Here is a 22824-nt window from a genome sequence, read left to right as displayed (position 1 = left end):
TTCACGCTACTCGCGGGGCAGCGGCACTTCCACGATCGTGGGGACGAGGGATGCCGTGAGCGCCTGGTCGAGCGCCCCCCGGTTCTCGACCCGCACGTACTGCCACCCGTAGGCCGCGGCGAGCGCCTGAAGGTCGAACTCCTGCCGCGTCAGCAGCACCCGGTCGAACGCGGGACCCGCCGAGCGCGCGACCTCGAGCCCGTCGAAGATCGTGCCTCCCCCGTCGTTACCGACGATCACCTGGATGCGCGGCCTGACCTCTCCCGCCCCGAACAGCAGCGCGCCGGCGTCGTGCAACAGCGCGAGATCCCCGAGCAGCACGCGCGTGGTGCCCTTCGCTTCGCCGTCCTGGCTCGCGAGGGCGATGCCGAGCGCGGTGGAGATGGTGCCGTCGATGCCGGCGAGCCCCCGGTTGGCGTGCACCGGGATCTTCTTGCCGGTGACGACCTTGTCCATCTCCCGGATCAGTCGGGATGCCCCGACCACGAGCCGATCGTGCGGCCAGGTCGCCCGCCACACCGCCTCGACGAGGGAGCGCCGCGTGACGGGCTGGCGCACCGCGGCGAGCTCGGAGCGCACGTGGGCGCCGAGCTCCGCGGCCACATCCGGGCCGTGCTCGGGCGAGGCGATGAGCTCGCGGGATGCCGCGATCCACGGTCCCGCCCAGGAACGCGGCGCGGGGTCGCCCTCGACCACCAGGGCATCCACGAACTCGGCGACGGCGTGCCCCGGGTTGTAGTCCTCGGCGTCGCGTCCGCGCACCACGATGGTCTCGACGCCGTCGCGCTGGATGAGCGCGGGAACCTCGCGGGACAGGGTCGGGTGACCGAGCACGATGACGCGGTCGACCGCATCCGAGAACTCGGGGATGGCGAGCAGCGCACGGTAGGCGACGACCAGGTTGGGGCCGAAGTGGGCGCCGCTGGCGACCTCGGCGATCAGCGGTGCGCCGAGCTCGCGGGCGAGGGATTCGGCGCGCTCACCCGCCCCCGTGCCCGCGACCACGATCGTGCCTGGTGCGGGCGCGATGGTCAGCGAGCGCGCGTCCGTCGTCGCCGGGATCGGTGCCTCACCGGGGGCCGACGTGGGCGCATCCAGGCTCAGCGGCGCGGAGAGGGGCTCCGCAAAGGCGAGGTTGAGGTGCACGGGGCCGGATGCCGCGGCCAGAGCATCCCGGGCCAGGGCGGTCGCGGCATCCGTCTCGCCGGGCGCGCCGGTGGGGGCACCGACATCCCAGCTGTGCCGCACGGCGGAGCCGAAGATGCCCGGCTGGTTGGTGGTCTGGTTGGAACCGACCCCGCGCAGCGACTCCGGCCGGTCGGCGGTGACGACGATGAGGGGCACACCGGAGTGATACGCCTCGAGCACGGCCGGGTGCAGGTTGGCGACCGCGGTGCCCGAGGTCGTGATGACGATCACGGGGCGACCGGTCTCGACCGCCAGTCCGAGCGCGAGGAACCCGCCGACGCGCTCATCGACGCGCACGCGCAACCGCACCAGACCGAGTCGTTCGAACTCGGCGGCGGCGAGGGCGAGGGCCTGCGAACGCGACCCGGGGCCGAGCACGATGTCGCGCACTCCGAGGCGCACGAACTCGTCGAGCAGAGCGACGGCGAAGTCGGTCGCCGGCGACTCAGTTGCTGGTCGGCGGGTCATCGTCGAGCTCGGCAAGCTCCTGCTCGAGGCGGCGGATGCGCTCCTCCTGGTCACCCTGCGTGCTCAGGTTGCGCAGGAACGCGGGGTCGTCGTCGGGGGCGACCGTGCGGCGGGAGCCTCCGGCGTCGCGCCGCTCACGGCCGACGAGGAACCACAGCAGAGCGCCCACGACGGGCAGCAGCAGGATGATGAGCACCCAGACGAACTTGTTGAGCGTGCGCACCCGACGCGGGTCGATGAGCGCCAGATCGACGATCGCGAACACGTCGAGCGCGACCACCAGGAAGGGGACGATCACGAACAGACGGGCCATGTGTCGATTCTAGGTCGCCAACCCGTGCCTACACTGGGCAGGTGAAAGCCTGGGTGCTCTACAGTCTCGTGCGCGTCGGACTCTTCGCCGTGGTCTTCGCCCTGCTGCTGCTCACGCCGATGCCGTGGTGGCTCTCTGCGATCGTCGCCGCGGTGATCGGCCTGTGCGTGGCCTACATCTTCTTCGGCAGGCTTCGGGATGCCGTCGCCCGCGACATCGCCGAGCGCCGGGCCGCGCCGCCCACCGACTCCGACGCCGCCGTGGAGGACCGCGTCGAGGAGCGCTGACGCGCCGCCCGTTCTCCGTACGCCTCAGGTCGCCGGGCCCCCGATCCCTGGGCTCAAGCCGCTGGGCTCAAGCCCACCTCCCGGCAGACTCGGGAGTTCAAGGACATTGTCCTTGAACTCCCGAACGTTTCCACCAGCCCACGGCGCGTTCGGCTCGGTCGGGTGGCGGACGTCGAGATCAGTCCCCTCAGAACGCGATCGCCCAGCCCAGCCCGAGGCCGTAGGCCAGCGCGGTGAGCCCGGTCAGTCGCAGCGCGACGACGAACTCGCGGCCGCTCTTCGCGGTGATCGCGATGAGCGCGGCGGGCAGCGCCGCGAGCAGGGCGAAGTACACGAGATAGGCGTTGGCGTAGAACAGCACATAGAACGCGAGCACGCCGAACGGCACCAGCAGCAGCACGACGTAGGCGATGCGCGAGGCGCGGTCGCCCATGAGCACGGCGAGGGTGCGCTTGCCGGCGAGCGCGTCCTGCTCACGGTCGCGCACATTGTTGATCATGAGCGCGGCGCAGGCCAGCAGGCCGGTGGCGACCCCGCCGAGCCAGCTCTCGATGTTGACCGTGCCGACGAGCACGAACGTGGTGCCGGCGGTGGCGACGATGCCGAAGAACACGAAGACGAACAGCTCGCCCAGGCCGTAGTAGCCGTACGGCCGCTTGCCACCGGTGTAGAACCAGCCGGCGAGGATCGCCACGGCACCGACGGCGAGCAGCCACCAGTGCTGCGTGACGATGACGAGCACGACCCCTGCGGCGGCCGCGAGCGCGAAGAACACCAGGGCGACCGCGAGCACGGCGCGCGGCTTCGCCGCACCGGACCCGGTCAGTCGACTCGGTCCGACGCGATAGGCGTCGGTGCCGCGCACGCCGTCCGAATAGTCGTTGGCGTAGTTGACGCCGATCTGCAGCCCGACGGCGACGGCGAGGGCGAGGAGGGTGCGCCAGAGGCCCCACAGCGGGCCCGCGTCATCCGGCCGAAGGATGTAGGCGGATGCGGCACCGATCGCGACCGGCGCGATCGACAACGGCAGGGTGAGCAGGCGCGCTCCGCCGATCCAGTCGCCGAGGGTCGCCTTCCTCACCTGCACCGCGCCGGGTCTGCCACCCGGGCGGCCGCTGCGCTTCTTGCTCTTCTTGGCGGGCGCCTTGCGGGGCGCGGGGACTGATGCTGGGTCGATGCGCTGTTGCCGTGCCACGCGGAGAGCCTAGCCGAGCGCGAGGGCCGCGATCGTGAGGCGGTCTGGTTTGCCGGAGGCGAGCGTCGGGATCGTGTCGAGCAGCAGCACCCGGTTCGGGGCGGCGGCCGGGCCGAGGGCGGCGGCGACGGCATCCCGAACCGTCTCGAGCGGCGGCGAGTTCGTGGCGACGACGACGGGCACCTCGCCCCACTGCGGGTGCGGCACCGCGACGACGACCGCCTCGGCGAGGCCCGGGATGCCGCGCACCGCGAGTTCCACCTCGGCCAGCGACACCTTCACCCCACCCGAGACGATCACGTCGTCGGCGCGGCCGGTGACCCGCAGCGCGCCGTCGACCAGCTCGCCCGTGTCATCCGTGCGGTACCAGCGGCGGCCGTCGCGCTGCGGGAAGGCGAGCGCGGTGCGCCCCGGGTCGTCGAGGTAGCCCTCGGCGAGCACGCTGCCGGCGAGTTCGACGCGACCGTCGACGATGCGTACCTCGGTGTCGCCGATCGGCGCGCCGTCCCACACACAGCCGCCGGAGGTCTCGCTCGAGCCGTAGGTGCGGGTGACCGAGAGGCCGAGTTCCAGGGCGCGCGCGGCCAACGGCACGGGCACCGCCTGCCCGCCCACCAGGATGCGGTCGAAGCGCCGCAGCAGCTCCAGCACGGTGTCGTCCTCGATCAGCCGCGCGAGCTGCACGGGCACGAGGGAGGTGAACCAGCGCTCGGCACCGAGATCGGCGGCGGCGAGCGCGAACCGCTCGGGCGTGAACCCCTCGGGGTCCATGATCGCGGGCTCGGTCTGCGCCGCGAGCGAGCGCACGAGCACGTTGATGCCCGCGATGTAGTGCGCGGGCAAGGCCAGCAGCCACTGCCCCGGTCCGCCGAGTTGCGAATCGGATGCCGCGGCACTCGCCAACAGCGCGTCACCGGACAGCGCCACCCGCTTCGGCCGCCCGGTGGACCCGCTCGTCTCGACCACGACGGCGACCCGCCGTTCGACCACCGGCGGCAGCCCGTGCGGTGTGCCCGGGTGCGGCATGATCGCCGGACCGTCGCCGGAGAGCGCCGCCCGCAGTCCCTCGAGCACCGCGGGCACGTCCCGCGAGTCGACGACGGCGAGCGGGCGGGTCATCAGTACTGCCAGGGGAAGGGCGACCAGTCCGGTTCGCGCTTCTGGAGGAACGAATCCCGACCCTCGACGGCCTCGTCGGTGCCGTAGGCGAGCCGGGTGGCCTCCCCCGCGAACACCTGCTGGCCGACCAGGCCGTCGTCGAGCGCATTGAACGCGAACTTCAGCATGCGGATCGCGGTCGGCGACTTGCCCATGATCGTGGTCGCCCACGCGTAGGCCGTGGTCTCGAGCTCGGCGTGCGGCACGGCGGCGTTGATCGCCCCCATCTCGTACGCGCGCGCGGCGTCGTACTCCTGGGCGAGGAAGAAGATCTCGCGAGCGACCTTCTGCCCCACCTGCCGGGCGAGGTAGGCGCTGCCGTAGCCGCCGTCGAAGGAGCCGACGTCGGCATCCGTCTGCTTGAACCGGGCGTGCTCACGGCTTGCGATCGTCAGGTCGCACACCACGTGCAGCGAGTGACCGCCGCCGGCCGCCCACCCGGGCACGACCGCGATGACGACCTTCGGCATGAAGCGGATGAGCCGCTGCACCTCCAGGATGTGCAGCCTGCCGCTGGCGACAGAACCGTCCTCGTACTGGTACCCGTCCCGACCGCGGATGCGTTGGTCGCCCCCGGAACAGAACGCCCAGCCGCCGTCCTTGGGGCTGGGCCCGTTGCCGGTGAGCAGCACCACGCCGATGCGCGGGTTCTGGCGCGCATCATCCAGGGCCCGGTAGAGCTCGTCGACGGTGTGCGGCCGGAAGGCGTTGCGCACCTCGGGGCGATCGAAGGCCACGCGGGCGACGCGGCCGGCGACGTCGTGGTGGTAGGTGATGTCGGTCAGTTCGCCGAAGCCGTCGACCGCGCGCCACAGGTCGGCGTCGAACAGCGGTGAGGGGGATGCCATGGCCCCAGCCTACGAGGCGACCGCCTGCACCCAGCTCAGCACGGTCAGCAGCACGACCGGGTTCGCGAACACCCCGAGCACGATGGCGGCGGCACCCGTGCGGCGACCGAAGCCCGCGATCACCGCGACGAGCCCGCCGAGGACGGCGGCGATGCTCAGGCCGATCGCGACGTAGGCGAGCACCGTGCCGGTGACCGGGTCGCCGTCGCCGGCGACGGACACCGCGATGCCGTGCACGACCGCGGTGGCGACGGCGAGCGCGAGCGCGCCGCGCCCCACCCACGGGGTGCGGACCCGCGCGACGACGCCCGGAAGTTCTGGGGGCTCGGTCTCGTCGGCATCCTCGAGATCGGGGTTCTCGCCCTCGACGTACATCGGCACGACCTTGAGCGGCACGTGCTCGATCTGGCCCGGACTCTCCACGACCCTCACCCTAATCGACGGGATGTTGTCAGACTGGGCAGATGCTCCCCACCGTCGATGACCTGCTCGCGACCGCCCGCGTGGTGTCGCTGCCGCTGACCTCGCGCTTTCGCGGGGTGGACCTGCGCGAGGCCGTGCTCATCGAGGGGCCGAACGGCTGGACCGAGTTCTCCCCGTTCACCGAATACCTCGACGAGGAGGCGGCGCACTGGCTCGCGGCGGCGATCGACTTCGGCTGGGGCCCCGAGCACCCGCTGCTGCGCGAGAGCGTGCGAGTGAACGCCACCCTGCCGGCGGTCGAGCTCGGTGACGTACCCGGGGTGCTCGCCCGATTCCCGGGATGCCGCACCGTCAAGGTCAAGGTCGCCGATCCCGGTCAGCGCCTCGGCGACGATGTCGAGCGCATCGCGGCGGTGCGCGCGATCCTGGGGCCGGAGGGCCGCATCCGCATCGACGCCAACGGCGCGTGGACCGTGGACGAGGCCGAGCGCGCCATCCACGCCCTCGCCGAGTACGACCTCGAGTACGTCGAGCAGCCGTGCGCGAGCGTGCCCGAGCTCGCCGAGCTGCGCGAGCGCGTGCACTACATGGGCGTGCCGATCGCCGCCGACGAGAGCGTGCGCAAGGCCGAGGATCCCCTGGCGGTCGCGCGGGCGGGCGCCGCCGACATCCTCGTGATCAAGGCGCAGCCGCTCGGCGGCATCACGGCGGCGCTGCGCATCGTCGGGGATGCAGGTCTCCCCGTCGTCGTCTCGAGCGCCCTCGACACCTCCGTCGGCATCTCGATGGGCCTGCACCTGGCCGCCGCGATCCCGCAGCTCGACTACGACTGCGGACTGGCGACGGCGTCCCTGCTCGCGGTGGACGTGACCGACGAGCCGCTCATCCCCTTCGACGGCGCCATCGAGGTGCGCCGAGTGACCCCCACCGAGCACCTGCTCGAGGCACACGCGGCCACCGCGGATCGCACCCGGTGGTGGCTCGCGCGGCTCGAGCGCTGCTTCGCGGTGCTCGAGGCTGAGTAGATCCCACTCACGCCCGTCGCGCACCCCGGACGCTACCCTGGCGGCACACGTTCGCGACCTTGAGGAGTTCCGTTGCGCATCCCATCACGCACCATCACCTTGCTCGCCGCGGCAGGCGCAGCGCTCGCCCTTGCGGGATGCGCGACCGAGCCGACGCCGGACGGATCGGCCTCGACGGGCCCGACGGCCGAGGCGGAGGTCGAGACCCCCGCGACCGGGCCGGAATGCCTCGTCGGGGACTGGCGCATCGAGCAGGACCAGATGCAGGCCTTCTACGACGCCGTCTCCGTCGGCAGCGGCGGGGCCGCGTTCACCATCGAGGGCGGCACTGGCCTCGGTTTCGACGGGTCCGCCTACCGGTACACCCCCGACTTCGAGCTCGTGCTCGACTTCGCCGGCGTCTCGGGCCGCGGCGTGATCACCGGTTCGATCGCCGGCGACTACACCGCAGACGACGGCACGATCGTCACCTCCCACGAGGCGAGCGATGTCGCCCTGACCGTGGATGTGGGTGGAGTCGTCACCGACGGCAGCGAGCTCTTCGGCGAGATCCTCTCGAGCGCGCCGATCAACTCGGCACCCTACGAGTGCACCGCCGACGGCCCGCTCATCCAGTTCGACACCGGCTACGGCCGGGTGCCGATCCAGCTCACGCGCTGAGCGACTAGCGCTGGGCCTCGAGCAGCTCCTGCCAGTCCGCGGGCAACCGCTCGGCGGGACCGGGCACGGACTGGTCGAGCGGGTGGTGCTCCGGCGGCGCGAGCGCCGGGCCGTCGTAGTACTGGTTGGTCGCGTAATCCCAGAACCAGTCCTCGTTCGGCTCGAACGTGCGGATGATGGGATGCCCCGTCGCATGCCAGTGCGCGGTGGCGTGCTTGTTCAGCGAGTCGTCGCAGCAGCCGATGTGGCCGCACTCGGCACAGCGACGCAGGTGCACCCACCAGCTGGCGATCTCGTCGCACTCCACGCAACCGGTGCCGCTCGGCGGCACGGTGGGATCGATACCGGCAGTGCTCATAGGCCGCTGTAGGCGTGCAGGCCCTTGAAGAACAGGTTGACGATCGTGAAGTTGAACACGAGGGCGGCGAAGCCGATGATCGCCAGCCACGCCGAGCGGGCGCCGCGCCAACCGCGCGTCGCCCGGGCGTGGATGTAGCCGGCGTAGATGACCCAGACGATGAAGGTCCAGACCTCTTTGGTGTCCCAGCCCCAGTAGCGGCCCCAGGCCCGCTCGGCCCAGATGGAGCCGGCGATGAGGGTGAAGGTCCAGAACACGAAGCCGACCACGATGAGGCGGTAGGCGGTCTGCTCGAGCTTGTCGGCATCCGGCAGCGCCTTCAGCGCGCGCGGGCTGCCCGCTCTGCGCGACTTGACGAGCTGCACGATCGACAGCGCCGCCCCGAGTGCGAGGAACCCGGTGGCGAGGCTCGCGACGAACACGTGGATGACCAACCACGCCGACTGCAGGGCCGGCGGCAACGGCACGACGTCGACGTAGAAGTTCACGGTGGCGACCCCGAGCGCGACGATCGTGAAGCCGATCACGAAGGCGCCGAGGAAGCGCAGGTCTTGCCACAACTGCACCGCGAGGAAGACGCCGACGATGATCGCCGTGGCGGTGAGCGAGAACTCGAACATGTTCGCCCACGGCACCCGACCACCGGCGACCCCTCGCAGCACGGCGGCCGCGACGTGCAGCGCCCAGGCGAGGATCGTCAGCGCGAACGCCGCGCGGAGGTAACGGGGGCTCTTCGCGGGAGCCGGCGCCTCGGTCTTCTCCAGCACGGCGGTCGACCCCGCGGATGTCACGACCCCGCGCACCTCGGCGGCGGGCACCGCCACGGTGCGACGCGAGAGGTCGAGGGTGAAGAGCACGAACGCGATGACGTAGATGCCCATCGCCGAGTAGACGCCGACGAGGGAGAGGGAGGCGAGGGTGTCGGTCACGGCTTCCAGCCTAAGCCTTGGCCGCGGCGTGCCGGTCGGCGAGTTCGGCGACCGCCGCCTCGAGGCCGGGGTCGTCGCCGCGGGCGAGGCCCGCGTACTCGAGGGTGACCGTGCCGTCGTCGGCGGTGACCGCCTTCACCCACATGCGCCGACGGGGGATGAACAGGCTCACGATGAGTCCGGCGAGGGAGAGCGCGGCGAACAGCAGCACCCAGCCCTGGGCCGCGTCGTGGTGCACGTCGAGGGAGACGAAACGCGGCAGTCCGGCCAGTTCGATGCTGCCGAGGCCGTCGGGCAGGTCCACGCGATCGCCGAGGCGCAGCTCGATCGTCGGGGCCGCGGCATCCCGGCCGGCGATCTGGGTGAGCTCGTCGGTGTTGAGCGAGTACGCGTTCCTCGCCACCCCGTCGTCGAGGCCGAGGTCGCCGGTGTAGACCTCGAGGGTCAGCAGCGGGTTGATGAGGTCGGGGAAGTTCGAGGCGTAGGCGCCCGTCGCCGTCGGCACCGCGCTGGGGTAGAACAGGGCGCGGATGCCGAGCTGCTCGTCGAGCCCGTCCGGGATCTTGATCACGCCGAGGCTGAACAGGTTGGCGTCCTGCGGCAGGAACGGCGTCGGCCCCGAGAACACGACCTCGCCGTCACCGTCGCGCACGATGAGCTCGGGGGCGTACCCGTTGCCGAGCAGGTAGACCTGGGTGCCGCCGATGGACAGCGGCTCGTTGACCTTGATCTGCTGCTCGCGCGGCTCCTGGCCGCGCAGCGTCGTCGTGACGGTGGCCGTGAAGTCCACCGGCTGGCCGAGCGCGTTGATGTTCTCCTGCTCGTAGACGGCGTCGAAGCGCTCGAGGGCGATCGAGTAGGGCTCGAGGTCGGATTCCTGGAAGAACCGGCCCGGATTGAACGAGTCGTAGCTCGCGAGCGTGTTCGCGAAGGCGTAGCCCTCGACGACCACGCGCTGACCGGTGTACCCGAAGCCACCGCCGATGCCGACGGCGATGAGCACGCCGATGAGCGCGGTGTGGAAGACCAGGTTGCCGGTCTCGCGCAGGTAGCCGCGCTCCGCGCTCACGGAGTCGCCGTACTGCTCCACCCGGTAGCCCTGGCGGCGCAACAGGGCGGTCGCGGTCGTGACGGCGGTGGCGGCATCCCCCGCCCACGGGCGCGTCGTGAACCCCTCGAGACGCGACAGCCGAGCCGGGGTCTTGGGCGGCCGGGCACGCAGCGCCTGCGCGTGGTGCTTGGTGCGCGGGATGACGCATCCGATCAGCGAGATAAACAGCAGCAGGTAGATCGCCGAGAACCACACCGAGGTGTAGGTGGAGAACACGCCGAGGGTGTCGAGCACCGCCGACAGCTCGGGGTTGGCGGCCTTGTACTGCACGACGCCGTTCGGGTCGGAGCTGACCTGCGGCACGAGGGAACCGGGGATCGCCGCGATGGCGAGCAGCAGCAGCAGGAACAGCGCCGTGCGCATGCTCGTCAGTTGCCGCCAGAAGAACCGCAGGTAGCCGACCGCGCCGAGCTTCGGCTGGTTGATCGGCGCGTCGGAGTCGAAGTGATCTCCCGGGCGCATCGGATCGCTGTTCACGGAATCAGAGGACGACGTCGAAGCCACCGATCACCACCCCCAACCACGACAACAGCATGCCCCACAGTCCGCTGACCATCGCGATGCCGGTCGCGATGAGCAGCGCGCCGCCGATGATGTTGATCACCCGGATGTGCCGCTTGACCCACCCGATCGACGAGCCGACCCAGCCGAAACCGAGGGCGACCAGGATGAACGGGATGCCGAGGCCGATGCAATAGAACGCCCCGATGATCGCGGCCCGCCCCGGGTTCGCCTCGTAGCTGGCGAGCGCGATGACGGCACCGACGGTCGGGCCGATGCACGGCACCCAGCCGATCGCGAAGACCGCGCCGAGCAGCGGCGCACCCGCGAGACCCGGCGCGGGGCGCCACCGCGGCTTGATGTCGCGCTGCAGGAAGGTGACCTGCCCGATGAAGACGAGGCCGAGCACGATGACGATCACGCCGGCGATGCGGGTGATGATGTCGCGGTACTGCAGCACGAAGAGTCCTACGGTGCCGGAGAGCACGAAGATGGTCAGGAAGACGACGCTGAACCCGAGCACGAACAGGGCGGCGCCGAGCACGGTGCGGCCGCGGGTCTGGCTCGCGGCATCCGTGGTCCCGGTGACATAGCCGAGGTAGCCGGGCACGAGCGGTAGCACGCACGGGGCGAGGAACGACAGCAGGCCCGCGGCGAGCGCGATCGGCAGGGCGAGCAGGAGGTTGCCCTGCCCGAGGATCTGCTCGATGCCCACTACTGCTCGGCCAGCACGGTGTCGAGCATGCTGGCGAGAATCGACGGGTCCTTGATCACGCCGCTGATGCGCGCGGCGACCCGACCTTCGCGGTCGAGCACGAGCGTCGTCGGCACCGCGTTCGGCGCGACCGCCCCAGCCCCGGCGAAGGCGAGCTGCACGGATGCCGTGCGCGCGTCGAGGATCGAGGGGTATTCGATGCCGTTCTCGTCCTCAAAGAGGCGCGCGACGGCCGCCTCGTCCGAGGTGTTCACCCCGAGGAAGGCCACCCCGTCGTATTCGGCGCTCAGCTCGGCCAGGTACGGGGCCTCGATGCGGCAGGGCGGGCAGTTGGCGTACCAGAAGTTCAGCACCGTGACTTCACCGGCGAAGTCCTCGTTGGTGATGGCGTCGCCGTCGATGCTCTCGCCCTCGAATGCGATCGCCTCGCCGCGTTGGTCGGGTGCGACCTCGAGGGTGCCGTCGCCGGAGATGTACCCCTGGCCCGAGCCGTTCTGGTACTGCTCGGCGAGCGGGTCGGTTGCGGTGCAGCCGGCCAGCAGCAGCACGAGGCCTGCCGCGGCGATGAGGGATCGGGTCTTCACACTGCTCCGGTGTCGATGGCGGATGCCAGCAATGCTTTCGCAGGTTCCTGATAGTCCACCTCGACGAAGCGGTCGCCCTCGCGCGCGAGCGTCGTGATGCTGGACAGGCTGCAGCGGCGCTTGGCCGGGTTGTGGAACAGTCGCTTGCCCGCGACCGAGCGCTGCACGGTGACGATCGGCATCTGGTGGCTGACCATCACGACCTCGCCGCCGTCCACCGCAGCCCAGGCCTCCTCGATCACCGAGAGCATGCGGGCACGCACGAGCGTGAACGCCTCGCCCCAGCCGGGGGTGAAGGGGTCGGCGAGCTTGGGCCACGACCGCGGGTCGCGCACCTTGCGCTTGACGGTGGTGCCCTCGAACCAGTTCGTCGGCTCGATGAGCCGCTCGTCGGTGATGATCGGCAGGCCGAAGCGCTGCGACCAGGGCTGCGCCGACTCCTGGGCGCGCTGCAGCGGGCTGGCCCAGAGCGCGGTGACCGGATGCCCGGTCAGGCTCTCGGCCGCGACATCCGCCATGCGGTGCCCCAGTTCGCTCAGGTGGTAGCCCGGGATGCGCCCGTAGAGGATGCCCTCGGGATTGTGCACCTCGCCATGACGCACGAGGCGGATGAGGTCGGCGGGCACGATCTCGATTCTACGCGGCGCTCGCACCGCTCCTCAGGCCGCGATCGCGGCACCGACCGGGAAGTTGTCGCGGAACAGGTTCTCCGGGTCGACGCGGCGCTTGATCTCGCGAAGCCTGGCGAGCGTGTCGGGCGGGAACGCGTCCGCGAGGCGCTCGGGCCGCGGATCGGTCTCGAAGCTCAGGTAGAGGCCGTCCATGTACCGCTGCACGAGCGTGTCCCACTGCGCGTCGAGCCGGCTGCGGTTGCCGCCGAGTGCAGCGACGGCGAAGTTCGCGGTGCGGTGGGCGTAGGCCGTCGCATCCGGTGGCACATCCGCGACGGCACCACCCACCGATCGCACCGAGAAGAAGAAGACCTCGCCGCTGTCGAGCATCCGTGCCGTCGCGCGCGCGACCTCCGCTGTGAAGCGATGCAGCAGACCGGACCGGCCGACCGGCTCACCCTGACCGTGGTGGTCCGTGCCCTGGGCGTTCGCCATCACCTGCGCATACGTCGTGAGCTCGACCGACTGCTGCACGAGTGGAGCGATAGCGGCGAACGGCTGCAGTCGCTCGAGGATGGTGTCCGGATCGGCCGAGTCGACCATCGCCATCATCTGGGCGATCGTGGGCTGCCCCGGACTCGACCGCCCGACGATCAGAAAGCTCGTGAGGTCGCGCGGCGCGGCCTCCATCAGCGCTCCCCAGCCCTCGAGGAACCCCGCAGTATCGGTCGCGTCGAAGGCGAGTTGCGCCCAGCCGACCTCGCCCACCTCATCGACTTCGAACTCGAACGAGCTCACGATGCCGACATTCGCGCCGGCACCCCGCACGGCCCAGAACAGGTCGGGGTTCTCGGTCTGACTGACGCGAACCACCGAGCCGTCGGCGAGCACCACGTCGGCAGCGCGCAGGTGATCGATCGTGAGACCGTGCTCGCGCGCGAGCCATCCGATGCCGCCGGCGGTCGCGAGTCCACCCACGCCGACGCCTCCGTAGTCGCCGGATGACAGGGCCCAGCCGCGCGTGGCGAGCGCCGCCGCCACATCCCCCCAGCGTGCGCCGGGGCCGATGCGCACCCGACGGGACGCCTCATCGAGGATCTCGATGGCATCCATGCGACCGAGATCGATCACGATCCCGCCGTCGTTGGTGGAACGCCCGCTGATGCCGTGCCCTCCGCTGCGCACACCGAGTGGAAGCTCCCGATGCGACCTCGCGAACGCGACGGCGTCGACTACCTGCTCGGTGTTCGCGGGACGCAGGATGATGCCCGGCGCACCTCCGCGCAGGTAGTTGTTGCGCTTGCGCGGGTACGCCGGGTCGCCGGGCTCGATGACGTCCGCGGCCAGGGAAGGCGGCACCGCGTCGTAGGCGATCCCGGCGCGGCGCTTGGCGAGCATCGCCTCGCCGCGCGCCCGACCCTGCTCGGTGCCACGGGAGGCTCGTTCGGCGGCGACGGCCTCCCGAACATCCGGGAGGGTCTCGGCGAAACCGCGCATCGCGGACGGATCGTCACCCATCATGATGAACACGCTCACGCCGTCCTCGACGGCGAGCCTGACCAGTTCGTCGGGGTCGAGGGCACCGCCGATGTTCAGCAGTCGCCGGATCTCGCGCGGATCGCGACCCGCGTCCAGCGCCGCCTGATCGATGATCGCGTTTCCCGCCGCGAGGTCGCCAGGTTTCAGCCATGGCAGAGAGGGCAGCCAGCCGTCGCCCTTGGTGCCGATGAGGCGTTGCATCCTCGGCATCCTCGCGCCGATCCAGATCGGCACGTCGTGAGCCGGCGCGGGCCCACGTTTGGCGCCGGACACGGAGTGGAACTCGCCGCCCACGCGAAGCGGCGAGCGATCACCCGCATCCCAGATGCCGCGGATGATGTCGATCGCCTCGCCGAGTGCGTCGACGGCCTGGCCGCCGGTGAGCCGGTCCCCGCCCATCGCCTCGATCGCGTCCCAGAACCCGCCGGCGCCGAGCCCGAGTTCGATCCGGCCTCCGGAGAGCAGGTCGAGGCTCGCCACCGAGCGGGCCAGCACAGCAGGCTGGCGCAACGGGAGGTTGAGCACGTTGCCGGAGATGTGGATGCGCTCGGTGACCGCCGCCACCCAGCTCATCAGCGTCCAGGTGTCATGGAATGCCGCCTGATAGGGGTGGTCCTGAAAGGTCACCAGGTCGAAGCCGAGCTCCTCGCTCAGCCGGGCCAGCTGCACCGCCTGCTGCGGCGGATTGTTGACCGGAGTGACGAAGGTTCCGAACTGCAGGGGATGTCCGTAGTCAGGCATTCCACCAGCATCCTCCCGCCACCAGGGCGGTGCAAACCCCTCGTAAGTGACTTACGATATACAAGTGCATGCTCAGACCGCGCCGCCACTCCGGCGCATCAAGGACGAAGAGTGCCGGCCCTTTCAGTGGGCGGTGGAGCTGATCGGCAAACGATGGAGTTCGGGCATCCTGCTCGCCGTCTGGCAGGGCGCCTCCCGCTTCAGCGAGATCGTGGCCCGGGTCGAGGGGTTGAGCGATCGGATGCTCGCCCAGCGCGCCAGGGAGCTCGAGGCCGCCGGGCTGCTCGCCAGAGAGGTGATCCCCACCACCCCGGTGCAGATCCGATACCGGCTCACCGAGCGCGGAGAGGACCTGCTGGTGGCCCTGCAACCCGTTCATGAATGGGAGCAGCGCTGGCGCTCGGCCCCGCACGACTAAACTTCCGGGGTGACGCAACGCACCCTGATCAAGCATCTGCTGGCCGCGACCGACGGTCCGATCTCCGTCTCCGGCTGGGTGGATACCGTGCGGGACCAGAAGAAGGTGCAGTTCGTCGTGCTGCGCGACGAGTCCGGTGCCGTGCAGCTCGTGCATCCTCGGGCCTTCGCGGAGGATGGCACGCCCGAGCCCGATGAGCTCGCCGAGACGATCTCCGGCCTCGCGCAGGGCACGTTCCTGACCGCCACGGGCGAGCTCAAGCACGACGAGCGCGTGAAGCTCGGCGGAGTCGAGATCAAGCTCGACGGCATCGAGATCGCGGCCGCGGCCATCCCCGAGACGCCGATCGCCGACGACTCGGGCGTCGACAAGCGCATGGACTGGCGCTTCCTCGACCTGCGCCAGCCCAAGAACAACCTCATCTTCCGGGTGCAGACCACCCTCGAGCACGCGTGGCGTACCTACTGGGTCGAGCACGAGTTCATCGAGCTGCACACGCCGAAGCTCATGGCGAGCGCGAGCGAATCGAAGGCCGAGCTGTTCGAGGTCGAGTACTTCGAGACGAAGGCCTACCTCTCGCAGAGTCCGCAGTTCTTCAAGCAGATGGCCCAGCCGGCCGGCTTCGGCAAGATCTTCGAGGTCGGGCCCGCGTTCCGCGCCGACCCCAGCTTCACCAGCCGGCACGCCACCGAGTTCACGAGCGTCGACGCCGAGATGAGCTGGATCGACTCCCACGAAGACGTCATGCGCATGCACGAGGAACTGCTCGTGGCGGGCTTCCAGGCGGTCAAGGACAAGCACGGGGCTGAGATCGAGGCCGCGTTCGGGGTCGAGGTGACCGTGCCGACGCTGCCGTTCCCGCGCATCCCGCTCGCGGAGGCGAAGCGCATCGTGGCCGAGCGCGGCTACGAGGTGCCGCGCGCCGACGACGACATGGACCCGGAGGGCGAGCGCCAGATCGCCGCCTACGTGAAGGAGAAGTTCGGACACGAGTTCGTGTTCCTCACCGACTACGCCTCCAGCATCCGGCCGTTTTACCACATGCGTCACGCGGATGACCCGGGCCTGACCAACAGCTACGACCTGATCTTCAACGGCGTCGAGATCTCCACCGGCGCCCAGCGCGAGCACCGCGTCGAGGTGCTCGAAGTGCAGGCGCGCGAGAAGGGTCTCGACCCCGAGGAGCTCGGGTTCTACCTCGACTTCTTCCGCTACGGCGTGCCGCCGCACGGCGGGTTCGGCATGGGACTGTCGCGCGTGCTGATGCTCATGCTGCACCTGACGAACATCCGCGAGACCACCTACCTGTTCCGCGGGCCGACGCGCCTGCTGCCCTAGCACTTCCGTCATAGGCGCAGGGCACCCCGGGGCTCTAGGCTGGCATCAACCGTCAGCAAAGGAGCCACCATGGCCGGCAAGTTCGTCGTCAGCAAGGACAAGAAGGGCGAGTTCCGCTTCGTCCTCAAGGCCGGCAATGGCGAGATCATCGCGATGTCGGAGGGCTACGCCGCCAAGGCGAGCGCGCTGAACGGCATCGAGTCGGTGCGCAAGAACGCCGCGGACGCGACCGTCGTCGACGAGACCGGCGCCTGATCTAGTCGAGTTCAGGTTCATGGGGCAGGATGACCCCATGTCCAAGAAGATCGATGCGGCGCTCAAGGAACTGAAGAAGGCGCTGAACAAGCACGCCGATGTTGTCGGCGGAGGTGCGGTGTCTCTCAAGAAGGCCCAGCGCGCGGGCGCCAAGGTCGCTGCGGCCGCGAGCGCCTACGCCGAGGCGGTGCACGCCAAGAGCGGCATGCCGAACCCGTTCGACGACATGCTGCAGCCCGGGCTCGAGACCTCGACGCTCGCGTCGTTGGCCGCGGAGCGCGACAAGCTCGCCGAGCGGCTCACGGGCCCGATCCCGGTGCAAGACCAGGCCAAGGCGCTCTAGCCCCGCGACGATCGAGCGACGCCGCTCACTGGCCGTTCGCGACCAGCGCGGCACGCAGCCGCTCGGCGTCGATGCGCCAGATGTTGTGCACCACGCCGTCGATCAGCACGACCGGGATCTCGTCCCAGTACCGCGCGTTGAGCTCCGGGTCGTCGAGGATCGAGAGCTCCTCCACCGTCACGGATGCCTCATCGCCCAGCTGCGCGACCACCTCCGTCACGACCTCTCGGGCCGCGTCGCAGAGGTGACACCCCGGCTTGGACAACAGGGTGAGGCGCGTGGATGACACGCCCATAGACTAATCGCGATGTCTTCTGCAGCGCCGCCGGCACCGAGCGAACGCCCGATCGTGGCCTTCTTCGACGTCGACAACACGCTCATCCGCGGCGCGAGCGTCTATTACGTCGGCCGGGAGGCCTTCAAGCGCGGCCTGATCTCCTGGCGCGACATCGCCGTCTTCGCCTGGCACCAGTTCAGGTTTCTCGCCGTGGGCGAGAACCGGGCGCACCTGGCCAGTGCGAAGGAGCGTGCGCTGGGACTCGTCGGCGGGCACAGCGAAGCCGCACTCATCGATCTCGCCGAGGACATCTACGAGCGCCGTTTCGCACCTCGCCTCTGGCCGGAGACCGTCGACCTCACCCGGGAGCACCTCGCCAAGGGCCACGAGGTGTGGCTGATCACGGCCACCCCGCAGCTCGTCGCCCAGGTGATCGCCGACCGACTCGGACTCACCGGCGCCCTCGGCACGCGAGTGCAGGCGCTCGACGGCATCTTCACCGGCGCGCTCGACGGCCATGTGCTGCACGGGGACGAGAAGGCCGCGGTCGCGCGCGACCACGCCCGCGAGCGCAAGGCGGCGCTCGGGGACTGCTGGGCCTATTCGGACTCGAGCAACGACATCCCGCTGCTCAGCCTCGTCGGCAATCGCGTGGTGGTGAACCCCGATGCGAAGCTGCACGCGCACGCGATCGACCAGGGCTGGAGCGTGCTGCCGCTGAAGCGGTCGAGCATCCGGGATGCCCGCAAGCGCGTTCGACGCGAGGCGCGAGCCGTGAAGAAGACGAGGTAGAAACCTCAGTCGCAGGCTCCCGCGGCGCTGGCGTCGCGGAAACGCTGGCACGTTTCTCCAGGCTCCAGCGCGCTACTTCTTGTTGCGACGCTGGTGACGCGTCTTGCGCAGCAGCTTGCGGTGCTTCTTCTTGGCCATCCGCTTGCGGCGCTTCTTGATGACTGAACCCATTGATTTACCTCACTGGTTGCTGATCTGGACCACTCGGTCCGTCAGAACCGTGGGAAGACTCGCCGAGTTTACCTGAAATCAGCCGACGTCGGAGATCGGCGTCTGAATCGCGGCGACCACGGCAGACTCCGGGATGCGAAACGAACGCCCGAACCGAACGGCCGGCAGCTCCCCCGAATGCACCATGCGGTACACGGTCATGTTCGACACGCGCATCATCTCGGCCACCTCGGCGACCGTGAGGAAGCGCACATCGGACAGATCCGCGGCCATGCCTGTGCCCCTTCGGATGAGAAACCCCTGTGACTGGAGTGTCAAACGATCACCTTAGGGGCAGGAGTGAGCCGGTGTCCACCCCTCGAAGGCGCTCAGCCCTTGCGGAACGGACGCCTGCGCATGATCACCGGGAGGCGCTTCTGCACGGCCTCCGAGGCGTCGTGGATCACGGTGAGCGCCTGATGCTGACCTTCGGCGAGTTTGCGGCCGAGGTTCTCCCCGACATCCGCACCCGACCAGGCCGCGAAGACGGCCGAGCCGCCGTCGTCGATGCGCAGGTCGTCGTCCTCGAACTCCGCGGTGACGAAGGGCACCAGCCAGTCCTCGAGCGCCTCGAGCGGCGACGCGTCGAGCCGGTAGTAGCGGTGCTGACCGTCCTCGCGCACGCTCACCAGGCCGTGATCGCGCAGCACCTTGAGGTGCTTGGAGACGGTCGGCTGACTCAGCCCGAGACGCTCCACGAGATCGCCGACGCTGATCTCGCTCGTGGCCGACGCCTGCGAGGCGCGCTGCTCGAGCAGAACCTGCAGCAGATCGCGCCGGGTCGGGTCCGCGATGACGTCGAAGATGTCGGCCATCACATCAGAGTAGCGTGGCTATGCTTCGTCCAGTCAGGCTCGAGGAGGCCCTCCATTGGTTGACAAGATCCCACATGATGCACCTGTGCTCGTGATCGGGCTCGGTCGTTTCGGCGCGGCTACCGCGGGCCAGCTGCAGCGCCTCGACCGAGAGGTGCTCGCCATCGATGAGGATGCGGGCCTCGTGCAGAAGTGGTCGGAGCGCGTGACCCACGCGGTGCAGGCGGATGCGCGCAACATCGACGCGCTGCGCCAGATCGGAGCGCAGGACTTCGCCATCGCGGTCGTGGCGGTCGGCTCCTATCTCGAGGCGAGCGTGCTGATCACGGCCAACCTCGTCGACCTCAAGATCCCGCAGATCTGGGCGAAGGCGATCAGCCAGTCGCACGGCAAGATCCTGTCGCGCATCGGGGCGAACCACGTGATCTACCCCGAGGCCGAGGCGGGCGAACGTGTCGCCCACCTCGTCTCCGGTCGCATGATCGACTTCATCGAGTTCGACGACGACTTCGCCATCGTGAAGATGTATCCCCCGAAGCCGATCCGGGGGATGACCCTCGCCGAGTCGGGCGTGCGGTCCAAGTACGGCATCACTGTGGTCGGCGTGAAGTCGCCGGGCAAGGAGTTCACCTACGCGACGCCGGAGACCGTGGTCTCCAACCGGGATCTCGTCATCGTCAGCGGCAACTCCGCGGACATCGAACGGTTCGCGACGCTCGAAAGCTAGGGCCGCGCGTCAGCGACCGTTCGGCGTCACGCCCCCGCTGCCAGCTCCCGCGCTCGGGCGAGCGCCGCAGCGGTCGCCCGGTCGAACATCCCGGCGAGGTCGGCTTCCTGCATGACGGCGATGGCCCGTTCCGTCGTGCCCTTCGGACTCGTCACCTGGGCGCGCAGTTCCTCGGGCGAGCGACCGGATGCCGCGAGCAAGGCGACCGCGCCCTCGAAGGTGCCCGACACCAGCTGGGCCGCGACGTCAGGGGCGAACCCGAGGCCGACGGCGGTGCGGGTCAACTCCTCGATGAGGTAGAACACGTACGCGGGGCCGGACCCGGAGATCGTCGAGAGCGCATCGATCTGCGACTCCGGAACCTCCACGACGCTCCCCACGGTCTCGAACAGCGCCCGGCCGAGCGCGACCTGCTCTGGCGTCGCGCGCGAGCCGGCCGCCAGACCGGTGACCGCCTTGCCGACGATCGCCGGGGTGTTCGGCATCGCCCGCAGCACGGGGTTCGGCACGAGCGCCTCCATGGTGGCGGTCGTGACTCCGGCGGCGACGCTGATGACGAGGGCGTTCGGGTCCAGCGCGGGGGCGAGTTCGGCGAGCGTGTCGGGCAGCAGGGCCGGCTTGACGCCGAGCAGCACGATGGCCGCGCCATCCACCGCCTCGAGGTTGCCCCGCGGCACGGACTCGAGCGCGTACGAGACGACACCCGGGCCGTCGAGCGCCCGGGCCTTGGCCTCGGTGCGGTTCGTGACGCGGATGCCACCGGCCACCGTCACCGATGGCGCGAGCAATCCGGAGAGGATCGCGCCGCCCATGGCGCCGGTGCCGATGATGGCGATGGAAGGAAGCGTCATGGTCACGTGATCATCCTAGGATTGGGCCATGAGCGCATCCGGCGGCAACAAGGCCATCATCGCCGCCCTCCTCGCGAACCTCGGCATCGCGATCACGAAGTTCGTGGCCTTCGTCTTCTCCGGCTCATCGTCGATGCTCGCCGAGAGCGTGCACTCGGTGGCGGACTCCGGCAACCAGCTGTTGCTGCTCATCGGCGGCCGCCGGTCCAAGAAGGTGGCGGACCGGGAGCACCCCTTCGGCTACGGCCGCGAGCGCTATGTGTACGCCTTCGTCGTGGCGATCATCCTGTTCTCCATCGGTGGCGTGTTCTCGATCTACGAGGGCATCGACAAGCTGCAGCACCCGCACGCGCTCGAGGTGCCGTGGCTGCCCATCCTCGTGCTGTCCATCGCGATCGTGCTCGAGTCGTTCTCGCTGCGCACTGCGGTGAAGGAGTCCAATCACACGCGCGGCAAGCAGAGCTGGGTGCAGTTCATCCGGCACGCTAAGGCGCCGGAGCTGCCGGTGGTGCTGCTTGAGGACGTCGCGGCCCTGCTGGGTCTGGTCTTCGCGTTCGTCGGCGTCGGGCTCACGATCCTCACCGGCAACCCGATGTGGGATGCCATCGGCACCCTCGCGATCGGTGCGTTGCTCGTGCTCGTGGCCGTCGTGCTCGGCATCGAGACCAAGAGCCTGCTCGTGGGCGAGGGCGCGAACCTCGAGGATGACGCGAAGATCCGCGCCGTCATCGAACAGCACCCCGACGTGGAGACCCTCATCCACATGAAGACCCTCTATCTCGGGCCGGACGAGCTGCTCGTCGGCGCCAAGGTCGGATTCGCGAGCAAGGCGCGTCTGACCGACATCTCCGCGAGCATCAACTCACTCGAGTCCGCGATTCGGGCCGCCGTGCCGGTCGCGCGCGTGATCTACATCGAGCCGGACGTGTACGTCGCGGCGAACGCCGTCGCGCCGGCCACCGACGCGATCGTCATCAAGGGAACGGACTAGCACCATGGACATCCTGCACTCGATCCTCTTCGCCGGGCACATGCTCGGCCTCGCCGCGATCATCGGCTCCTTCTTCGTGCAGATGAGGCGCAAGTCCGACTTCATCCTCGGCCCGACCCTCTACGGCGCCATCGTGCAGCTGCTCACCGGCGTCGGCCTGGTCGGACTCGCCGAGGCCGGCGACCACGACGTCAACATGGTGAAGATCGCCGTCAAGCTCGGCATCGCCGCCATCGTGCTCGTCGCCGCGATCGTCGCGGTCGTCGTGCAGCGCAGGGGCGGCAAGGTGCAGCCGTGGTTCCACGCCGCGGGTGGCCTCGCCGTGATCAACGTGCTCGTCGCGGTGTTCTGGCGCTAAGCCGGTCGTCGCAGACCCGGCGTTGCAGACCCGGCGTTGCAGACCCGGCATCGCAGACCCGGCGTCGCAGACCCGGCGTGCGAGCGCCGGCCCGTCGCGCCATATCCCCGCCCCAAGATCCGGGCCCTCGGAACGTTCGGCAATTCAAGGACATTGTCCTTGAATTGCCGAGTCTGCGGAGAGGAAGAGAGACGGCCACTCCCGAGCCTCGTGGAGGCGGCGTGGAGTTGATCACGAACGCGGGCGCTGGGTCAGCGTCGCGCGCCGGCGTCGCGCGTCAGCAGCGCTCATGAGCAGCAGCTCATCGGCAGCACTCGTCAGCGACGTTCGTCGAAGAAGCCGACGAGCAGTTCGGCGCACTGCCGCTCCAGCACGCCGGCGACCACCTCGACGCGGTGCGGCAGCCTGCGGTCGCGCAACACGTCGTAGATGCTGCCCGCGGCGCCGGCCTTCTCGTCCCACGCGCCGAACACGACGCGAGGGATGCGCGCCTGCAGAATCGCGCCGGCGCACATCGTGCACGGCTCGAGGGTGACCACGAGGGTGGTGTTCTCCAGGTGCCAAGTGCCGAGTTGCCGGGCGGCGGCGCGGATCGCGACGATCTCCGCGTGGGCGGTGGGGTCGGCGGTGAGCTCGCGCTCGTTGCGGCCGACGGCGAGGCGGTTGCCCGCGGCATCCAACAGCAGCGCCGCGACCGGAACGTCACCGCTCGCGAGCGCGAGGCGGGCTTCGGAGATCGCCTCCGACATCCATTCCTCGGCGGCGCTCGCCGAAAAGCTCTCCACAGTAGATTGA

The 22824-nt window shown here is 69.8% G+C and carries 30 protein-coding genes; 11 read left to right on the top strand and 19 right to left on the bottom strand.

Annotated features, from left to right (window positions below; genetic code table 11):
- Window positions 1-6: 6 nt before the first annotated feature.
- Entirely contained in the window at window positions 7-1656 is a 1650-nt protein-coding gene (gene menD, locus PYV02_RS02560; RefSeq protein WP_275755877.1) for a 2-succinyl-5-enolpyruvyl-6-hydroxy-3-cyclohexene-1-carboxylic-acid synthase, read from the bottom strand.
- A complete protein-coding gene (locus PYV02_RS02555) occupies window positions 1634-1969 on the bottom strand; it encodes a PLD nuclease N-terminal domain-containing protein (RefSeq protein WP_275755875.1) in 336 nt (111 codons plus the stop codon). Before PYV02_RS02555 ends, menD begins: the two co-directional genes overlap by 23 nt.
- 41 nt (window positions 1970-2010) lie before the next feature.
- Here PYV02_RS02555 and PYV02_RS02550 point away from each other — a divergent pair, with 41 nt between their 5' ends.
- Window positions 2011-2256: a DUF4229 domain-containing protein gene (locus tag PYV02_RS02550; protein ID WP_275755874.1), complete on the top strand. Its 246-nt coding sequence runs from the start codon at window positions 2011-2013 to the stop codon at window positions 2254-2256.
- Between the two features lie 187 nt (window positions 2257-2443).
- On the opposite strand, the gene PYV02_RS02545 is transcribed toward PYV02_RS02550, so the two are convergent.
- From PYV02_RS02545 to PYV02_RS02530, 4 genes are read right to left on the bottom strand one after another with little or no spacing between them, the layout of a single operon-like run.
- On the bottom strand, window positions 2444-3451 hold the full coding sequence (locus PYV02_RS02545; RefSeq protein ID WP_420833582.1) for a 1,4-dihydroxy-2-naphthoate polyprenyltransferase: 1008 nt from the start codon (window positions 3449-3451) through the stop codon (window positions 2444-2446).
- A gap of 9 nt (window positions 3452-3460) precedes the next feature.
- Window positions 3461-4570 carry an AMP-binding protein gene (locus PYV02_RS02540; protein ID WP_275755872.1) on the bottom strand — a complete coding sequence of 370 codons (1110 nt, stop codon included), beginning with the start codon at window positions 4568-4570 and terminating at the stop codon, window positions 3461-3463.
- Window positions 4570-5457: a 1,4-dihydroxy-2-naphthoyl-CoA synthase gene (locus PYV02_RS02535; RefSeq protein WP_275755870.1), complete on the bottom strand. Its 888-nt coding sequence runs from the start codon at window positions 5455-5457 to the stop codon at window positions 4570-4572. The genes PYV02_RS02540 and PYV02_RS02535 overlap by 1 nt, the downstream gene beginning before the upstream one ends.
- A 9-nt stretch (window positions 5458-5466) precedes the next feature.
- Window positions 5467-5880 carry a hypothetical protein gene (locus tag PYV02_RS02530; RefSeq protein WP_275755868.1) on the bottom strand — a complete coding sequence of 138 codons (414 nt, stop codon included), beginning with the start codon at window positions 5878-5880 and terminating at the stop codon, window positions 5467-5469.
- A gap of 41 nt (window positions 5881-5921) precedes the next feature.
- On the opposite strand from PYV02_RS02530, the gene PYV02_RS02525 reads away from it, so the two are divergent.
- Complete coding sequence (locus PYV02_RS02525; RefSeq protein ID WP_275755866.1) at window positions 5922-6905, top strand: o-succinylbenzoate synthase; 984 nt, start codon at window positions 5922-5924, stop codon at window positions 6903-6905.
- 72 nt (window positions 6906-6977) lie between these two features.
- The gene (locus PYV02_RS02520) at window positions 6978-7565 is read left to right on the top strand and encodes a hypothetical protein (RefSeq protein ID WP_275755864.1); all 588 of its coding nucleotides are present in this window, start codon (window positions 6978-6980) and stop codon (window positions 7563-7565) included.
- Between the two features lie 4 nt (window positions 7566-7569).
- Here PYV02_RS02520 and PYV02_RS02515 read toward each other — a convergent pair whose 3' ends face one another.
- From PYV02_RS02515 to PYV02_RS02485, 7 genes are read right to left on the bottom strand one after another with little or no spacing between them, the layout of a single operon-like run.
- Window positions 7570-7923: a UBP-type zinc finger domain-containing protein gene (locus PYV02_RS02515; protein ID WP_275755862.1), complete on the bottom strand. Its 354-nt coding sequence runs from the start codon at window positions 7921-7923 to the stop codon at window positions 7570-7572.
- The gene (gene ccsB, locus PYV02_RS02510; protein WP_275755860.1) at window positions 7920-8852 is read right to left on the bottom strand and encodes a c-type cytochrome biogenesis protein CcsB; all 933 of its coding nucleotides are present in this window, start codon (window positions 8850-8852) and stop codon (window positions 7920-7922) included. The genes PYV02_RS02515 and ccsB overlap by 4 nt, the downstream gene beginning before the upstream one ends.
- A gap of 10 nt (window positions 8853-8862) precedes the next feature.
- Window positions 8863-10425: a cytochrome c biogenesis protein ResB gene (gene resB, locus PYV02_RS02505; RefSeq protein ID WP_275756023.1), complete on the bottom strand. Its 1563-nt coding sequence runs from the start codon at window positions 10423-10425 to the stop codon at window positions 8863-8865.
- Between the two features lie 19 nt (window positions 10426-10444).
- A complete protein-coding gene (locus PYV02_RS02500; protein ID WP_275756021.1) occupies window positions 10445-11173 on the bottom strand; it encodes a cytochrome c biogenesis CcdA family protein in 729 nt (242 codons plus the stop codon).
- A 5-nt stretch (window positions 11174-11178) separates the two neighbouring features.
- Window positions 11179-11763 carry a TlpA family protein disulfide reductase gene (locus PYV02_RS02495; protein WP_275755858.1) on the bottom strand — a complete coding sequence of 195 codons (585 nt, stop codon included), beginning with the start codon at window positions 11761-11763 and terminating at the stop codon, window positions 11179-11181.
- Complete coding sequence (locus tag PYV02_RS02490) at window positions 11760-12389, bottom strand: histidine phosphatase family protein (RefSeq protein WP_275755857.1); 630 nt, start codon at window positions 12387-12389, stop codon at window positions 11760-11762. Before PYV02_RS02490 ends, PYV02_RS02495 begins: the two co-directional genes overlap by 4 nt.
- A 33-nt stretch (window positions 12390-12422) precedes the next feature.
- Entirely contained in the window at window positions 12423-14654 is a 2232-nt protein-coding gene (locus PYV02_RS02485; protein WP_275755856.1) for an LLM class flavin-dependent oxidoreductase, read from the bottom strand.
- A 64-nt stretch (window positions 14655-14718) separates the two neighbouring features.
- On the opposite strand from PYV02_RS02485, the gene PYV02_RS02480 reads away from it, so the two are divergent.
- From PYV02_RS02480 to PYV02_RS02465, 4 genes are all read left to right on the top strand, one after another.
- The gene (locus PYV02_RS02480) at window positions 14719-15072 is read left to right on the top strand and encodes a winged helix-turn-helix transcriptional regulator (RefSeq protein ID WP_275755854.1); all 354 of its coding nucleotides are present in this window, start codon (window positions 14719-14721) and stop codon (window positions 15070-15072) included.
- A 9-nt stretch (window positions 15073-15081) separates the two neighbouring features.
- Entirely contained in the window at window positions 15082-16410 is a 1329-nt protein-coding gene (gene aspS, locus PYV02_RS02475) for an aspartate--tRNA(Asn) ligase (protein WP_275755852.1), read from the top strand.
- 69 nt (window positions 16411-16479) lie between these two features.
- Entirely contained in the window at window positions 16480-16665 is a 186-nt protein-coding gene (locus PYV02_RS02470; protein WP_275755850.1) for a YegP family protein, read from the top strand.
- A 37-nt stretch (window positions 16666-16702) separates the two neighbouring features.
- Window positions 16703-17008: a hypothetical protein gene (locus tag PYV02_RS02465; protein ID WP_275755848.1), complete on the top strand. Its 306-nt coding sequence runs from the start codon at window positions 16703-16705 to the stop codon at window positions 17006-17008.
- A gap of 25 nt (window positions 17009-17033) precedes the next feature.
- On the opposite strand, the gene PYV02_RS02460 is transcribed toward PYV02_RS02465, so the two are convergent.
- A complete protein-coding gene (locus PYV02_RS02460) occupies window positions 17034-17297 on the bottom strand; it encodes a glutaredoxin family protein (RefSeq protein WP_275755846.1) in 264 nt (87 codons plus the stop codon).
- Between the two features lie 18 nt (window positions 17298-17315).
- Here PYV02_RS02460 and PYV02_RS02455 point away from each other — a divergent pair, with 18 nt between their 5' ends.
- A complete protein-coding gene (locus tag PYV02_RS02455) occupies window positions 17316-18077 on the top strand; it encodes an HAD family hydrolase (RefSeq protein WP_275755844.1) in 762 nt (253 codons plus the stop codon).
- 72 nt (window positions 18078-18149) lie between these two features.
- Here the strand turns inward: PYV02_RS02455 and PYV02_RS02450 are convergent, their stop codons facing one another.
- The 3 genes from PYV02_RS02450 to PYV02_RS02440 form a co-directional block, all read right to left on the bottom strand.
- Window positions 18150-18248 (bottom strand): 30S ribosomal protein bS22, encoded by a 99-nt coding sequence (locus PYV02_RS02450; RefSeq protein ID WP_003792170.1) that lies wholly within the window; start codon window positions 18246-18248, stop codon window positions 18150-18152.
- A 78-nt stretch (window positions 18249-18326) separates the two neighbouring features.
- Window positions 18327-18521 carry a helix-turn-helix domain-containing protein gene (locus tag PYV02_RS02445; protein WP_275755842.1) on the bottom strand — a complete coding sequence of 65 codons (195 nt, stop codon included), beginning with the start codon at window positions 18519-18521 and terminating at the stop codon, window positions 18327-18329.
- Window positions 18522-18616: 95 nt separating this feature from the next.
- Window positions 18617-19102 carry an ArsR/SmtB family transcription factor gene (locus PYV02_RS02440; protein ID WP_275755840.1) on the bottom strand — a complete coding sequence of 162 codons (486 nt, stop codon included), beginning with the start codon at window positions 19100-19102 and terminating at the stop codon, window positions 18617-18619.
- A gap of 55 nt (window positions 19103-19157) precedes the next feature.
- On the opposite strand from PYV02_RS02440, the gene PYV02_RS02435 reads away from it, so the two are divergent.
- A complete protein-coding gene (locus tag PYV02_RS02435) occupies window positions 19158-19829 on the top strand; it encodes a potassium channel family protein (protein WP_275755838.1) in 672 nt (223 codons plus the stop codon).
- 26 nt (window positions 19830-19855) lie between these two features.
- On the opposite strand, the gene proC is transcribed toward PYV02_RS02435, so the two are convergent.
- Window positions 19856-20680 (bottom strand): pyrroline-5-carboxylate reductase, encoded by an 825-nt coding sequence (gene proC, locus PYV02_RS02430; protein ID WP_275756019.1) that lies wholly within the window; start codon window positions 20678-20680, stop codon window positions 19856-19858.
- Between the two features lie 28 nt (window positions 20681-20708).
- On the opposite strand from proC, the gene PYV02_RS02425 reads away from it, so the two are divergent.
- Window positions 20709-21671: a cation diffusion facilitator family transporter gene (locus PYV02_RS02425; protein ID WP_275755836.1), complete on the top strand. Its 963-nt coding sequence runs from the start codon at window positions 20709-20711 to the stop codon at window positions 21669-21671.
- A 4-nt stretch (window positions 21672-21675) separates the two neighbouring features.
- Window positions 21676-22029 (top strand): hypothetical protein, encoded by a 354-nt coding sequence (locus PYV02_RS02420; protein WP_275755834.1) that lies wholly within the window; start codon window positions 21676-21678, stop codon window positions 22027-22029.
- A 317-nt stretch (window positions 22030-22346) separates the two neighbouring features.
- Here the strand turns inward: PYV02_RS02420 and tadA are convergent, their stop codons facing one another.
- Window positions 22347-22814: a tRNA adenosine(34) deaminase TadA gene (gene tadA, locus PYV02_RS02415; protein ID WP_275755832.1), complete on the bottom strand. Its 468-nt coding sequence runs from the start codon at window positions 22812-22814 to the stop codon at window positions 22347-22349.
- Between the last annotated feature and the right edge of the window lie 10 nt (window positions 22815-22824).

The organism is Antiquaquibacter metalliresistens, from assembly GCF_029211225.1.
GTDB lineage: Bacteria > Actinomycetota > Actinomycetes > Actinomycetales > Microbacteriaceae > Rhodoglobus > Rhodoglobus metalliresistens.
Note: the sequence above shows the minus strand (reverse complement) of the source record. Positions and strands in the feature narration are given on the sequence as shown.

Bases quoted from the DNA above. Each gene is read 5' to 3' on its own strand.
- resB (WP_275756023.1), bottom strand. From the start codon at position 10,425: ATGCGCCCGGGAGATCACTTCGACTCCGACGCGCCGATCAACCAGCCG.
- PYV02_RS02420 (WP_275755834.1), top strand. From the start codon at position 21,676: ATGGACATCCTGCACTCGATCCTCTTCGCCGGGCACATGCTCGGCCTC.
- PYV02_RS02515 (WP_275755862.1), bottom strand. From the start codon at position 7,923: ATGAGCACTGCCGGTATCGATCCCACCGTGCCGCCGAGCGGCACCGGT.
- PYV02_RS02470 (WP_275755850.1), top strand. From the start codon at position 16,480: ATGGCCGGCAAGTTCGTCGTCAGCAAGGACAAGAAGGGCGAGTTCCGC.
- PYV02_RS02525 (WP_275755866.1), top strand. From the start codon at position 5,922: ATGCTCCCCACCGTCGATGACCTGCTCGCGACCGCCCGCGTGGTGTCG.
- PYV02_RS02535 (WP_275755870.1), bottom strand. From the start codon at position 5,457: ATGGCATCCCCCTCACCGCTGTTCGACGCCGACCTGTGGCGCGCGGTC.
- PYV02_RS02485 (WP_275755856.1), bottom strand. From the start codon at position 14,654: ATGCCTGACTACGGACATCCCCTGCAGTTCGGAACCTTCGTCACTCCG.
- PYV02_RS02540 (WP_275755872.1), bottom strand. From the start codon at position 4,570: ATGACCCGCCCGCTCGCCGTCGTCGACTCGCGGGACGTGCCCGCGGTG.
- menD (WP_275755877.1), bottom strand. From the start codon at position 1,656: ATGACCCGCCGACCAGCAACTGAGTCGCCGGCGACCGACTTCGCCGTC.
- PYV02_RS02440 (WP_275755840.1), bottom strand. From the start codon at position 19,102: ATGGCCGACATCTTCGACGTCATCGCGGACCCGACCCGGCGCGATCTG.
- PYV02_RS02445 (WP_275755842.1), bottom strand. From the start codon at position 18,521: ATGGCCGCGGATCTGTCCGATGTGCGCTTCCTCACGGTCGCCGAGGTG.
- PYV02_RS02455 (WP_275755844.1), top strand. From the start codon at position 17,316: ATGTCTTCTGCAGCGCCGCCGGCACCGAGCGAACGCCCGATCGTGGCC.
- proC (WP_275756019.1), bottom strand. From the start codon at position 20,680: ATGACGCTTCCTTCCATCGCCATCATCGGCACCGGCGCCATGGGCGGC.
- PYV02_RS02425 (WP_275755836.1), top strand. From the start codon at position 20,709: ATGAGCGCATCCGGCGGCAACAAGGCCATCATCGCCGCCCTCCTCGCG.
- PYV02_RS02450 (WP_003792170.1), bottom strand. From the start codon at position 18,248: ATGGGTTCAGTCATCAAGAAGCGCCGCAAGCGGATGGCCAAGAAGAAG.
- PYV02_RS02465 (WP_275755848.1), top strand. From the start codon at position 16,703: ATGTCCAAGAAGATCGATGCGGCGCTCAAGGAACTGAAGAAGGCGCTG.
- PYV02_RS02555 (WP_275755875.1), bottom strand. From the start codon at position 1,969: ATGGCCCGTCTGTTCGTGATCGTCCCCTTCCTGGTGGTCGCGCTCGAC.